The sequence below is a fragment of the Lysobacter sp. CCNWLW3 genome, assembly GCF_036697405.1.
Classification (GTDB): Bacteria; Pseudomonadota; Gammaproteobacteria; order Xanthomonadales; family Xanthomonadaceae; genus Lysobacter.
Map to the genome: position 1 here is coordinate 157,515 of NZ_JBAHWA010000006.1, position 13,610 is coordinate 171,124.

Annotated in this window: 10 protein-coding genes; 8 read left to right on the forward strand and 2 right to left on the reverse strand. The window is 71.1% G+C overall.

The genetic code is table 11. The annotated features are described in order from the left end of the window. Positions 1 to 46 precede the first annotated feature (46 nt). From ggt to V1318_RS12325, 3 genes are all read left to right on the forward strand, one after another. Positions 47 to 1,777 (forward strand): gamma-glutamyltransferase, encoded by a 1,731-nt coding sequence (gene ggt, locus V1318_RS12315; RefSeq protein ID WP_332939971.1) that lies wholly within the window; start codon positions 47 to 49, stop codon positions 1,775 to 1,777. Between the two features lie 70 nt (positions 1,778 to 1,847). After that, entirely contained in the window at positions 1,848 to 3,488 is a 1,641-nt protein-coding gene (locus V1318_RS12320; RefSeq protein ID WP_332939972.1) for a putative 2OG-Fe(II) oxygenase, read from the forward strand. A 33-nt stretch (positions 3,489 to 3,521) separates the two neighbouring features. Beyond that, positions 3,522 to 3,884, forward strand: a complete 363-nt coding sequence (locus tag V1318_RS12325) for a gamma-glutamylcyclotransferase family protein (protein WP_332939973.1) — start codon at positions 3,522 to 3,524, stop codon at positions 3,882 to 3,884. A 258-nt stretch (positions 3,885 to 4,142) separates the two neighbouring features. On the opposite strand, the gene V1318_RS12330 is transcribed toward V1318_RS12325, so the two are convergent. Then, a complete protein-coding gene (locus tag V1318_RS12330) occupies positions 4,143 to 5,633 on the reverse strand; it encodes an AAA family ATPase (protein ID WP_332939974.1) in 1,491 nt (496 codons plus the stop codon). A 127-nt stretch (positions 5,634 to 5,760) separates the two neighbouring features. On the opposite strand from V1318_RS12330, the gene V1318_RS12335 reads away from it, so the two are divergent. Continuing rightward, positions 5,761 to 6,669 (forward strand): AEC family transporter, encoded by a 909-nt coding sequence (locus V1318_RS12335; protein ID WP_332939975.1) that lies wholly within the window; start codon positions 5,761 to 5,763, stop codon positions 6,667 to 6,669. A gap of 68 nt (positions 6,670 to 6,737) precedes the next feature. Here the strand turns inward: V1318_RS12335 and V1318_RS12340 are convergent, their stop codons facing one another. Then, positions 6,738 to 9,176 carry a S8 family serine peptidase gene (locus tag V1318_RS12340; RefSeq protein ID WP_332939976.1) on the reverse strand — a complete coding sequence of 813 codons (2,439 nt, stop codon included), beginning with the start codon at positions 9,174 to 9,176 and terminating at the stop codon, positions 6,738 to 6,740. A 433-nt stretch (positions 9,177 to 9,609) separates the two neighbouring features. On the opposite strand from V1318_RS12340, the gene V1318_RS12345 reads away from it, so the two are divergent. The 4 genes from V1318_RS12345 (at position 9,610) to V1318_RS12360 (ending at position 13,459) form a co-directional block, all read left to right on the forward strand. Next, positions 9,610 to 10,239 (forward strand): ParA family protein, encoded by a 630-nt coding sequence (locus V1318_RS12345; RefSeq protein ID WP_332939977.1) that lies wholly within the window; start codon positions 9,610 to 9,612, stop codon positions 10,237 to 10,239. Between the two features lie 183 nt (positions 10,240 to 10,422). Continuing rightward, positions 10,423 to 10,899, forward strand: coding sequence for a histidine phosphatase family protein (locus V1318_RS12350; protein ID WP_332939978.1), 477 nt, complete (start codon positions 10,423 to 10,425; stop codon positions 10,897 to 10,899). Next, positions 10,896 to 11,525, forward strand: coding sequence for a YceI family protein (locus tag V1318_RS12355; protein WP_332939979.1), 630 nt, complete (start codon positions 10,896 to 10,898; stop codon positions 11,523 to 11,525). The genes V1318_RS12350 and V1318_RS12355 overlap by 4 nt, the downstream gene beginning before the upstream one ends. Continuing rightward, a complete protein-coding gene (locus V1318_RS12360; protein WP_332939980.1) occupies positions 11,522 to 13,459 on the forward strand; it encodes a phospholipase D family protein in 1,938 nt (645 codons plus the stop codon). The genes V1318_RS12355 and V1318_RS12360 overlap by 4 nt, the downstream gene beginning before the upstream one ends. The last annotated feature ends 151 nt before the right edge of the window (positions 13,460 to 13,610 follow it).

The following is a 13,610-nucleotide window of genomic DNA, read 5'->3' on the forward strand; positions in this document are numbered from 1 at the left end:
GCGCCGGTCTGCGCTATCGTCGCGGTCCGATCCGCGGAGCCGCGCCATGACCTCACGCCTCGTGCCCCACCGTTTGCCGCTCGTCCTGCTCGGCGTGTTGCTCGCCGCCGGCCACGCCGCGCCGGCCGCCGCCGCCGACCGCGTCACCGGCAAGGCCTTCGCCACCCGCAGCGAGGTCTACGCACCGCACGCGATCGCCGCGACCTCGCATCCGCTGGCGACCCAGATCGCGCTGGACGTGATGAAGGGCGGCGGCAGCGCGGTCGACGCGGCGATCGCGGCCAACGCCGCGCTGGGGCTGATGGAACCCACCGGCAGCGGCATCGGCGGCGACCTGTTCGCGATCGTCTGGGACCCCAAGACCAAGAAGCTCTACGGTTACAACGGCTCCGGGCGTTCGCCCAAGTCGCTGAGCCTGGCCGAGTTCCGCAAGCGCGGCCTCAGCGACGTGCCCTCCTACGGCCCGCTGCCGGTGACCGTGCCCGGCGCGGTCGACGCCTGGTTCGCCCTGCACGGCCGTTTCGGCCGCAAGTCCATGGCCGACGACCTCGCTCCGGCGATCCGCTACGCCCGCGAAGGCCATCCGGTGCACGAGGTGATCGCCTACTACTGGAACGCCTCGGTGCCGCGTTTGTCGAAATGGCCGGGTTTCAAGGAGCAGTTCACCATCGACGGCCGCGCGCCGCGCACCGGCGAGACCTGGAAGAACCCTCACCTGGCCGCGACCCTGGAGAAGATCGCCAACGGCGGCCGCGACGCGTTCTACAAGGGCGATATCGCGCGCACCATCGACGCCTACTTCAAGGCCAACGACGGCTATCTGAGCTACGACGACCTGGCCTCGCACCAGGGCGAATGGGTGGAGCCGGTCAGCAGCAACTACCGCGGCTACGACGTCTGGGAACTGCCGCCCAACGGCCAGGGCATCGCCGCGCTGCAGATCCTCAACATCCTGGAAGGCTACGACCTCACGCGTTACGGCTTCGGCAGCCCCGAGCACGTGCACCTGTTCGCCGAGGCCAAGAAGCTGGCCTTCGCCGACCGCGCGCGCTGGTACGCCGACCCGGCCTTCGGCAAGCTGCCGGTCGAGCAACTGATTTCCAAGGAGTATGCGCAGCAGCGCCGCAAGCTGATCTCGATGGACAAGGCCGCGCGCGAAGTGCAGCCGGCCACGCCGAAGGAACTGGACGAGGGCGACACCATCTACATGACCGTCGCCGACGCCGACGGCATGATGGTCTCGCTGATCCAGTCCAACTACCGCGGCATGGGCAGCGGCATGGCGGCGCCGGGCCTGGGCTTCATCTTCCAGGATCGCGGCGAGCAGTTCGTGCTCAAGGAAGGCCATCCCAATTCGTTCGAGCCGGGCAAACGTCCGTTCCACACCATCATTCCCGCGTTCGTGACCAAGGACGGCAAGCCCTGGCTGTCGTTCGGCGTGATGGGCGGCGCGATGCAGCCGCAGGGCCACGCGCAGATCGTGATGAACCTGATCGACTTCGGCATGAACCTGCAGGAAGCCGGCGACGCGCCGCGCATCCAGCACGACGGCTCCACCGACCCGGCCGGGCAGGCCACGGCGATGAGCGACGGCGGCGAGCTGGATCTGGAAACCGGCTATCCCTACGAGACCGTGCGCGAGCTGATGCGCAAAGGCCACAGCGTGCGCTTCGCCAACGGGCCCTACGGCGGCTACCAGGCGATCATGGTCAATCCCCACGGCGGTTACGTCGGCGCCAGCGAATCGCGCAAGGACGGCCAGGCGGCGGGTTACTGATGCCCGATCCGGTGCCGATCGCGTCCTGCAGCCGGGACGGTTTTCTCGCGATCCAAGGCGGTTCGCCGGAATGAGCGCGACAGCGGGACTGCTGCGCGAAGCCTATGCGGCGCTGCAACGCGGCGACGCCGCCCAGGCGCGCCTGCGCTGCGAAGCGGTGCTGGCCCAGGACCCGGCCAATTTCGATGCCTGGCGCATGCTCGCGGTCGCCGCGCAGGCGCTGGGCGATACGCAGCGCGGCCTGGCGGCGGCCACGCGCGCGCAGCAACTGCGTCCCGACGACGGCCCGGCCGCGCTGGACCTGGGCACGCGCCTGCTGCACGGCGGCCAGGCCGCCGCCGCCTTGCCGCTGCTGCGCCTGGCCATGCAAAGCCTGCCCAAGGACGCGCGCGCGGCGTTCCGCTATGCCAACGCCGCCTTCCAGTTGGGCGACTACGCCGCCGCCGCCAGCGGGTTCGGCGCCGCGGCCGCGCGCGATCCGAATTGGCCCGAGGCCTGGAACAACCTGTCGGCGGCGCACAGCCGGCTGCAGCAGTATCCGCAGGCGATCGCGGCCGCGCGCAACGCGCTGCGGCTGGCACCGCAGGATCCGGACGCGCATCAGGCCCTGGCCGTGTTGCTGTCCAACCTGTTCGATCGGCCCTCGCTGTTGGAAGGCCTGCGGTTCGCCGAGCGCGCCCTGCAGCTGGACCCGAATCTGGCCGCAGCGCATCGCAACGCCGCGGTGCTGCTGCGCAAGCTCGGCGAGCCGGCGCGCTCGGAAGCGCATGCGCGGCGCGCGCTGCAGCTGGCGCCGGACGATCCCGACAACGTCGAGACCCTGGGCGATCAGCTGATCTTGAACGGGCGCAGCGCCGACGCGGTCGAGGTCTACGCCGCGGCGATCGGGCGCGGCGTGGACACCCCGGCCCTGCAGCGCCAGCACGGCATCGCGCTGCTGCGCGACGGCCGCGCCCAGGCCGCGCAGGAACGCCTGCGCGCGGCCTTGGCGGCGCAGGGCGACGACCAGCGCAGCATCGCCCACCTCGGCGTCGCGCTCGCCGCCGACGGCCGGATCGAGCGCGCGCTCGACATGCTCGGCCTGCAGCGCCATATCCAGGCGATCGATCTGGCCCCGCCGCCGGGCTACGCCGATGCGGCCGCCTTCCATGCCGAGCTGGCCGAGGATATCCGCCGGCACAGCCAGCAGCGCTGGGAGCCGGCCGGCCTGGCCGCGCGCAATGCCTATCTCAGCGGCGATCTGCTCGCCGACCGCACCGCGGCCATCGTCGGCTTCGAACAACGATTGCGCGCGGCGGTCGACGCCTTCATCGCCGATTGCCGCGCGCGCCTGGCCGATGCGGACGCCGCGCCCGGCGACGACGTCTTCCTGCGCAACGTGCCGCAGCGCTATCGGCTGCATGTGTGGGCGACCCAGGCCGCCGAAAGCGGCTATATCGACACCCATATCCACGAAGACTCCTGGCTGTCGGGCGCGTACTACGTAGAACTGCCCGACGCGATCGCGGACGACGATCCCGGCCACGCCGGCTGGATCGAGTTCGGCCGGCCCTTCGCGGGGCTGCCGCCGTGGCCGTCGGAGGCCTTGCGCCTGGTGCGGCCGCGGGTGGGCAGCCTGTTGCTGTTTCCCTCCTATGTGTTCCACCGCACCTTGCCGTACCGCGGCAGCGGCGAACGCATCAGCATTTCCTTCGACCTTGCGGCCGCCTGAGGCATCGGCCGCCGCGCCCACTCGGAACACCGCATGAGCGACCAGGACGCCCGCGACCAATCCCTGTTCTCCTACGGCACCCTGCAGGACGAGGGCGTGCAGCGCGCGACCTTCGGCCGGCGCTTGCACGGCGAGGCCGACGCGCTGCGCGGTTACCGCCGCAGCCTGCTCAAGATCGAGGACGCCCAGGTGGTGGCGACCAGCGGCGCGGCCTATCACCCCATCGTCGAATACAGCGGCGACCCCGCCGACACCGTGCCCGGCACGGTGTTCGCGATCAGCGCCGCTGAACTGCGCCAGGCCGACGCCTACGAAGTCGACGACTACGAGCGCGTCGAAGCGCCCTTGCTGTCGGGGCGGCGTGCCTGGGTGTACGTCAAGCGAGGCGGCGGCTAGTGCGGGTTCGGGCGTCGCCATTGCGTCACGCGCGGTGGCCGGCGTCGCGGCGCTTCCACTGGCGCGAGCCGGTCGCTCAGGGTTCGACCGGTTCGTCAGGAACGGCGCTCGGAGCGACCAACGCCTCCGCTTGTCTTCCCCCTTTGAAAAAGAGGGGCTGAGGGGAGCGCTGCACGCTACGCGATCGGCTCTCCGAACGGCCCCGTAGGATGCGGTGAGCCGCAGGCGAACCGCATCGCCGCGCGGCCATGCTCGCCCTCAATCCGCCGGCACCGTGCGCGAGCGCGCCCATTCGCGCAGGCCTTCGACCTGCTCGGCCATCATCACCGACAGCGGCCGGGTCTGCTTGAGCTCGGCGCGCAGTTGGAAATCCGACAGCGGCTGGCCGGCCGCGTGCGCGGCGTACAGCGCGGCGACGATGGCCTGCTCGATCTCGGCGCCGGAGAAACCATCGCTGGCCGCGGCCAGCGCGGGCAGGTCGAAGCCTTCCGGCTCCAGCGAACGCTTGCGCAGATGCAGCGCGAACAGCTCGATGCGCGCCGCGGCATCGGGCAGGTCGACGAAGAAGATCTCGTCGAAGCGGCCCTTGCGCAGCAGCTCCGGCGGCAGCGCGTCGATCTGGTTGGCGGTGGCGACCAGGAACACCCGCGATTTGCGCTCGGCCATCCAGGTCAGCAGATAGCCCAGCACGCGCCGCGACACCCCGCCGTCGCCGTCGCCGCCGTCGCTGGCCAGGCCCTTCTCGATCTCGTCGATCCACAGCACGCAGGGCGCCAGCTGTTCGGCCGAGGCCAGCGCCGCGCGCAGGTTCTTCTCGGTCTCGCCGTGGAACTTGTCGTACAGGGTGCCGAAGTCCAGCCGCACCAGCGGCACGCCGAAGCCGGCCGCGACCGCCTTGGCCAGCATCGACTTGCCGCAGCCCTGCACGCCCAGCAGCAGCACGCCCTTGGGCGGGTCCAGTCCCGGCGGCGGTTCGCCGCCGGTGAACACCGAGCGGCGCTGTTCGACCCAGCGCTTGAGCCGGCGCGCGCCGGCCACGTCGCTCATGCGCGCGCTGTCGTACTCGTAATGCAGGTGCCCGGAACGGTTGAGCAGCTCGAACTTGAGCTTGGCCAGTTCCGGCAGGTCGTCGGCGGCGATCGCGCCGTCGCGGAAGATCAGGTGGCGCGCGATCCGGCGCGCGTCGACCGGGTCCAGGCCCTGCAGGTTGCGCACGATCTGCTTGACCACCTCGGCATCGGCCTCGACCCGGCGCCCGCCGTGCTCGCGCATGTAGTTCTCGGCTTCCTCGCGCACCAGCTTGAGCAGGGCGTTGGCGTCGGGCAGGCGCGGCGCGTAGCGCACCGCCAGCGAATCCAGGTCCGGCGGCAGCTCGACCTTGTGCCCGATCAGCACCAGCACGTGCGGCTGGCAGCCGCGGCGCTGCAGGATCTCGCGCAGCTGGCGCTGGGTGCTGGCGTAGCCCAGGTAAGGATGGGCGTCGAACAGCAGATAGATGCCGCGCTGGTCGGCGTCGCGGATCGCCTGCAGGGTCGCGGAGATGTCGGGCGCTACCCGGGTTTCCTCGTCGTCGCGGTCGAAATCGACCCGGCGCAGGCCCTCGGTGATCGACCAGCGATACAGCGCCCGCCACACCTGCATCAGCGCCTGCCGGAACAGTTCGACCACGCGCGCCTCGTCGCGGGTTTCGATCACGATCAGAGAGGTGTTGGCGCGGATCAGCGCGGTCAGGTCCTGCAGGTCGGTCATAGAAGCGATCTTCGAGGTCGCCGCCATGATATCGGCCCGGCGCGCGCGCCGCAGGACGCTTGAGCGCAGGCGCCGCAACCGCGACCATGGCGGCATCGCGCCCTGCGGCGCGCCGACCGCGAACGCGATGGCCTTCGACGCCTTCGCCCTGGTGCTGGCGATGCTGGCCCTGGGCTATCTGTTCCAGCGCCTGCGGGTGCTGCCCGAGAGCGCGGCCCAGACCCTGAACCTGGTGGTGCTGTACGTCTGCCTGCCGGCGGCGGTGCTGCGCTACGCGCCGCGCCTGCAACTGGAACCGGCCCTGCTGGGCGTGGCGGCGGTGCCCTGGCTGCTGCTGGGCGCGACCGTGCTGTTGGTCGGCGCGCTGTCGCGCTGGCTCAAGTTCCGCCGCGACGAACATGCGGTGCTGCTGCTGACCGTCGCCCTGGGCAACACCAGCTTCCTCGGCTATCCACTCACCCGCGCCCTGATCGGCGAGCACGCGCTGCCCTACGCGGTGGTCTACGACCAGTTCGGCGCCTTCCTGATCCTGTCCACCTTCGGCTTGTGGGTGCTGGCGCGTTACGGCGGCGATGCGCCGCCGGATGCGCGCGCCATGTTGCGCCGGGTGCTGCGTTTCCCGCCGCTGTGGGCCCTGCTGATCGGTTTCACGGTGATGCCGGCGCAACCGCCCAGCTGGATCGCCGGCGGCCTGCAGCGCCTGTCCGACGCGCTGCTGCCGCTGGCGATGCTGACCATCGGCCTGTCGGTGAAGCTGGCGCTGCCGCGCGACGAGCTGCGGCCGCTGCTGTCGGGGCTGGCGCTGAAGCTGGCGGTGATGCCGGCGCTGGCCTGCCTGCTCGTGCCCTGGCTGGGCCTGCACGGCGAGATGGCGCGCGCGACCGTGCTGGAATCGGCGATGCCGCCGATGGTCACCGCCGGCGCGCTGGCGATCGCGCACCAACTCGCGCCGCGCCTGGCCGCGGCCATGGTCGGCTACGGCCTGCTGTTGTCGCTGGCGACGCTGCCGCTATGGGCGCGCGTCGCGGTGGGCTAGAAAAAAGGCGCCGGATTTCTCCGGCGCCTTTGCCTGTCCGCGCACGGGACGCGGCCTGGCGATCCGCTTCACGGTGCGGTCGGGGCTTCCGTGGCAGCGACGGCCGCGGCGGCAACGGGCACCGTGGAACAGCTGGCGGCGTTGCTGGACTGCAACTGGTCGTAGCTTTGTTGCCCCTCCGGCAGCGGCGAGGCTTGCGCCGGCAGCAGCGAACGGTACGCCGGGGCGTACAGCGCCGACAGCACGCAGGCCTGCGACTGGGCATGGAACTTCAGCTGGCCGTTGCCGAAGCCGTCGTCGAAGCCGGCCTCGCCCAGGTCGTTGCCCTGGGTGCCGGAGACCTGCACCAGCGCGTCGTAGGTCGCGTCGGCCAGCTGGTTGCGGCGCTGGCGCAGCGCGGCGACGCGGTCGGCCTTCTCCTGTTCGGTCGCGTCGGCGGGCAGCGGCGCCGGCGCGGTGGCGTCGGTCAGCTGGCGCTGGTGCTGCAAGCCCAACGCGGCCAGCGCGGCCACGTGCGGAGCGGCGGCGGAGGTGCCGTTGAAGGCGTTGTCGCCGTAGGACACGGTGTCGACGTTGGCGTAGCTGCCCAGGTCCGGCTTGGCGTTGCCTTCGGCCTGGCCGGCCGGGCGCGCGCCGCCGGCGGCCAGCACCGGTCCGCGCGAGCTGTAGGACTCCAGCGCCGAATCCGCCGCGTTCAGCGCCGCCACCGTCACCACGCTGGCCGAGTCGGCTGGATGCAGGATGGAACGCCTGTTCTGCACGTGTTCCAGGGGCATCTTATTGGTGCTGATACGCAGGAAGTTGACCGCGTTCGCGGTCTTGCGCACCACGCGCAGGGCGAAGATGCCGCCGCCGCCGGTGGCCGTGGTGCTGAACAGGCCGGCGCAGCGGGTGGTGGCCGTCGCCGCCGGCGGCACGTAGCTGACCACTTCCAGCGGCTCCTGGCCGGCGCCGCCGGTCTGCGCCTCGTCGGACTGCTGCACCAGCTCCCAGCCGGCCGGGGTCACGGTCTCCACGTAGCGGAAGGTGCGCCAGTCGAAAACGCGGGTACGCACCTCGTCGCGCCAGCGCACCAGTTCCAGCTTGTAGTCGGTGTCGACGGCGTTGTCGGCCGTGACCCAGTCGTTCCAGCTCAGCGCCGCGACCACGCGCAGCGCGTTGGCGGTAGCCGCGTCCTTGACGCCCACCGGCCTGCACTGGCCGTACCTGGGCAGGTACGAGACGACGTTGGTGTCCTGCACGCCGGCGGTGGCCGGGTCGAAGTCCTGGGCCACGCCGACCGCGGCGCCGCCGTCGCTGTCGCCGTCCCAATGCGCCTGGGCGTGGTTGCCCGCGGCGTTGATCACCAGCACGCCGTTGCGCTTGGCGGCGTCGATCGCGTCGTACAGGCCCTTCAGGGCGCCCGAGCTGGCGGTGCCGTCGCCCGGCGCGCCGGCGAAGCTGCCTTGCGAGGCGGTGATCACCTGCGCGCGCGGTTCGCCCAGCGGCTGATTCTGCGCGTCCAGGTTGGCCGCGTCCTGGACGCCCCTGACCCAGTCGGCGACGGCGCCGGCGTCGTAGAGCCGGAACTTGGCCTTGGGCGCGATGTCGTAGACGATCTCGGTGACCGCATTGCCGTGCTTCTGTCCGGCGGCGCCGAAGGCCTTGCCGGTCGGCGGGGTCATCACGATGTTGTCGGTCGCGGTGTCGGTGTTGCGCGGCCATTCGCCCGCGGTCTGCAGCGCTGCGACTTCGTCGGCGGTGTTGCCGAACTGGTCCATGATGGCGATGGTCAGGCCCTCGCCCTGCAGGCTGCGGCGCTGCCCTTCCGGCACTCCGGCGTAGTTGCCCAGGCTGCGCAACTGGTCGATGCCGCTGGCGGTGGCGCCGTCGGAGAAGGCCACCGTGTCGGCGATGTTCATCAGGCCCACGCGGGCGACGCCGGCGTGGCCGGCCACCCATTCCAGTTGCGCCAGCGGCACCAATGCCTCCAGGGTGGGCGAACCGGGGATTTCGTGCGCCTGGATGCCGCCGGCGCGCAGCGCGGCGAGCAGCTCGCCGGCGGCCTGCGCCAGCAGCTTCGCGTTCTGGATGCTGGCGTAGTCCAGGGCCAGGCCGACGTTGACCTTGACCTTCTCGCCCTCGCGCCAGTGCAGCGGAATGCCGGCGCGGTCCAGCGCGGCGATCTGCGCGCGCACCGAGGCGGGCCGCGCCGATGCCGTCGGCGCGCCCTGCGCGCCCGCCGGCATGCGCAACTGCGGCGCCAGCGCCTGCACCGCCTGCAGCAGCTGGCCGGCGCCGAGCTTGGCCTGCGCCGCGGTTTGCGCCGCCGGCGCGGTATAGGCCACCGCCAGCGACGCCGGCGGCGCGGCCATGCCGCTGCCGGCCGCATCGGCGACCGCCGCCACGGCGGCGCCTTGCGCTTCGGCGGCGGCGGAGGCCGCGTCGCGCTGCGTCCACAACACGATCGTCGCGATCGCCGCGGTCAATCCGATCACGGTGTTCTTCTTGCTGGTTCCCTTCTTCATGTGCGGTATTCCTGATGGGCCGTAGGGGGCCGCTGCGCCCGCATGGGCATGCGCAGTGGGTGCGCCGGACGCGACCGGCCTCGTCGCGATCGAGGTCACGCAGCGGTTCGGCGTACCTGTTCAAAACGCGACGGGCTTGGGTTTCCCTACCCGAAAATTTTCTTTTTATGAAATATTTTTCAGCTCTGCATATTCGCAGTGCCATGTGGCGCTTTATGTACGCAAATGGTGTGCGCGGCGGAGCGGGGCGCGAGCGTCGATCGGGCACGGGCCGCGGCATCGGTTCCACCCAAGGCGCTTCGAAAAGCGGGCCGGGCGCCTCGGCGGCCACCGCCCGCCGAAGCGGCTGCGGGCCTCATGCCCGCCGCCGGCCCGCGATAGCCCCAGCCCCACCCCCGGTGTACGCTGCGGCTTCCGCCTAGAGGGAGCTCGCATGAAGACCGTGCTGGTGGCCAGTTCCAAGGGGGGCGTGGGCAAGACGACCATCGCCACCCATCTCGCCGCGCAGTCGGCGCTAGAAGGCCTGCGCACCGCGCTGGTCGATGCCGATCCGCAAAGTTCTTCCACCCGCTGGGCGCAGCGCCGCGCCGTCCTGGAAAGTGCGGTCCTGCCGCTGGACGGCACGCGCCGCAAGGCTTGGCGCAAGGGCCTGCCCGAGGACACCCAGCGGGTAGTGATCGACGCGCCGGCCGGCGCGATGGCCGAGGACCTGGAGGCCTTCCTCGAGGTCGCCGATGCCGTGATCGTGCCGGTGCAGCCTTCGACCTTGGACATCGAGGCCACCGTCCCCTTCCTGGACACCCTGGCCAAGCACCCGCGCGTGCGCCGCGGCCAGCTGCGCGTGGGCCTGGTCGGCAACAAGCTCAAGCCTTGGACCAACGCCTCGCAACAGGCGATGGAACTGCTGAGCGAATGGCCCTACCCGGTGGTCGGACAACTGCGCGACAGCCAGGCCTATGTGGTGATGACCGCCCTGGGCAAGAGCCTGTTCGACTACCACTCGGCGCAGATCCGCGAGCATCAGGCCGACTGGCAGTCGCTGCTGAAGTGGTTGAAGAAGTAGTCCGGGACGGCGGCGGACGGACCTAAGCAAGACGGTGGCGCAATAAGCGTGCCCGACGCCGCGGCGTTCACGCGACCGGCGCGAGCCGACGGCTACCTTTCTGCGTCGCCGACAGGCATCCTCCGTCTCAAGCGCTGCGCCGGTGCGTCGCGCGTTCCCTTCCACTCGTCAGCGGTCTAATCCATGCGCGAATTGATTCTGCTCCGCCACGCCCATGCCGAGCCGGCCGCCCAAGGCCAGGCCGATCTCGACCGCCCGCTGTCGGCCGAGGGGCTGGCCGAAGCCGAGGCCGCCGGCCGCTGGCTGGCCGCGAACAAACTGGTGCCCGACTGCGTGTTGTGTTCGCCCTCGCGCCGCACCCGCGAAACCCTGGAAGCGGTGCTGGCCGCGATCGGCTACGTCGACCAGCGCATCGAACCCTCGATCTACGAAGCCACGCCCGGCACCCTGATCGCGCTGGCCGATCTGCACGTGGAGGCCGAGCGCCTGATGCTGGTCGGCCACAACCCCGGCCTGGAACGCCTGGCCGCGCTGCTGCACAGCGGCCAGTCCGGCGACTACCGCGGCATGCCGCCGGGCGGCATCGCGGTGCTGAACGTGCCGGCCGAGACCAGCCTGGAGCCGGGCGTCGCCCAGCTCAGCGCCTTTTGGTGGCCGTGAGGCCGCAGCGAGCTCAGGCCGCACGCACCCTCGCCGCGATCGGCTTCCTGTTTTGCGCGCTGGTCTGCGCGCCGCTCGCGGCGCAGACCCCGGCGCCCGCGTCCGCGCCGGCCTCGTCGGGGTTCGACCCCTTCTACACCCGCTTCGGTTTCGAACTGCGCACGCGCTGGGGCCAGAAGGTCGAAGGCGCCTTCCCCAGCTACGAGGGCGAGGTCACGGTGTTGCCCGACGGCCGCCATCAGGTCCGCATCGCCCTGGCCACCGGCGCGGTCCAGGTCGGCGATTCCACCCGTTACACCGAGCTTGCGCGCGGCCGCCGCTTCTTCGATTCGGCGCGCTACCCGCGCATCGAGTTCCTGTCCGAGCCGCACCCTGCCGAATTGGTGCGCGCAGGCGGTAAGCTGCGCGGCCGCCTCACCCTGCACGGCGTCAGCCGGATGGAAACCTTCGTGCTCGCGCCCTCCACCTGTATGAGACCCGGCAAGGATTGCGACGTGCTCGCCTATGGCAGCGTCAGTCGCGACGACTACGGCCTGGACGGCTGGCAGCTGGCCTTGAGCGACCGCGTGCGCTTCACCCTGCGCGTGCGCCTGCAGCACGACCTGCCCGGGAGCGCGCTGCCTTGAAGCGCTGGCAACGGATCGCGATCGCCGCGCTGGCGCTGAGCCTGTCGGCCTGCGCCGGACTGTCGCGGGTGCAGCGCGATCGCGCCTCGGAGATCGCCCTGGCGGCGCGGCCGACCCAGATCGACTGCGCCGCGCCCAACGCCTGCGCCCAGCCTTCGCCGCTGCGCGATCTGGCCGCGCGCGCGCTGGACGAGTCCACTCCGGACGCGCCGCGCCACTACGCCCTGATCCTGGACTACGGCCAGGACGCCCTGCTCGCGCGCGTCAACCTGATCCGCAGCGCGACCACCGCGATCGATCTGCAGACCTATATCTACGACGAAGACGACGCCGGCCGGCTGGTGCTGGACGAGCTGGTCGCGGCCGCGCGCCGCGGCGTGCGCGTGCGCCTGCTGCTGGACCAGCTGGCGGCGCTCAAGCACATCGAGACCCTGGCCGCGCTGTCCGGCGCGCACGCCAACTTCGAGGTCCGCCTGTACAACCCGGTGCTCCAGCGCGCCCGCATCAGCTACCCGCAGTACCTGCTGGCCGCGGCCTGCTGCTGGCGCCGCCTCAACCAGCGCATGCACACCAAGCTGCTGCTGGTGGACGGCGCGGTCGGCATCACCGGCGGCCGCAACTACCAGGACGACTATTACGACTGGGACGACGAGTACAACTTCCGCGACCGCGACCTGCTGGTGGCCGGACCGACCGCGCAGGTGATGGATCAGGACTTCGTGCGCTTCTGGAACGATCGCCGCAGCGTGCCGGTCGAGCGCCTCAAGGACGTGGGCAGCTACCTGATCCGCAGCGGCGTGCCGGCGTTGCCGCCGGCCAACTACGAACGCCCGGCGCGCGCCCAGGCCATGCGCCGCGACGCCGGCGACGTCGAGCTGGTGCGTTCGCGCCTGGTCGCGCGCGCGCTGCCGGTGGGCGAGGTGCGCTACATCGCCGACTCGCCCGACAAGCACCGCGGCAACGGCATCGGCAGCGCCCAGGCCTCGGACTCGTTGCGCGGCCTGATCGAGTCGGCGCAGCGCGAAGTGCTGCTGCAGACGCCCTACCTGGTGCTGTCGGACGCCGCCCAGGACCTGTTCCGCCAGCTGCGCACGCGCCCGACGCCGCCGCGCGTGATCGTCTCCACCAACAGCCTGGCCGCGACCGACGCCTTCATCGCCTACGCGCTGTCGTACAAGTACAAGCGCCGCTACCTGCGCGAGTTCGGCTTCGACATCTACGAATACAAGCCGTTCCCGGCCGACGCGCCGATCGACATCGCCGCCACCGGCGCGCGCCTGCCGGACCTGGGCCTGAAGGATCTGCCGCCGGAACCCGATCCCCAGGCCCTGCGCCGCCAGCGCCTGGACCGTTCCAGCGTGATCTCGCGCACCCAGTACCGCACGCCGCTGTCGCGCGAATACGCGGCCATGCGCTACGCGCGCCGGCGCGCCAACGAACCGGTGCCGCTCAAGCGCGCCGGCGTGCGCATCGGCATGCACGCCAAGTCGCTGGTGATCGACGAACGCATCGGCGTGGTCGGCACGCACAACTTCGATCCGCGCGGCGACCGCTACAACACCGAGAGCGCGGTGGTGATCGAGGACGTCGCCTTCGCCGCCGAGCTGGCCGCCAGCATCCGCCGCGACATCGCGCCGGCGAACTCCTGGGTGATCGCGCGCCGCGACAAGCCGCCGGTGTTCTCGGGCCTGGAGTACTCGATCACCAAGGTGTCCGAACACCTGCCGCTGTTCGACCTGTGGCCGGTGCGCTACGCCACCAGCTACGAATTCGTGCCCGGGCCGAACTGCCCGCATCCGCTGTACCGCAACCAGCCGGGCTTTCGCGCCTGCTACCGCCCGGTCGGCGACTTTCCCGAGGTCAGCCTGGGGCCCAAGCGCCTGATCACGCGCATGTTCACCGCCTTCGGAGCGGGCCTGGCGCCGATTCTTTAAGGCGCCCTTCGGCCGCCTTGAAAGCAAATCCCCCTAACTCCTTTTTTTAGGGGAAGCAAAGCCTGTGGCCGCCTATGGCCGCCACGGGCTCTGAAGCAGCGCGCTCCGACGCGCGCCTCGACCCACCGCGAATCAGTTCCCCCCCTTTGAA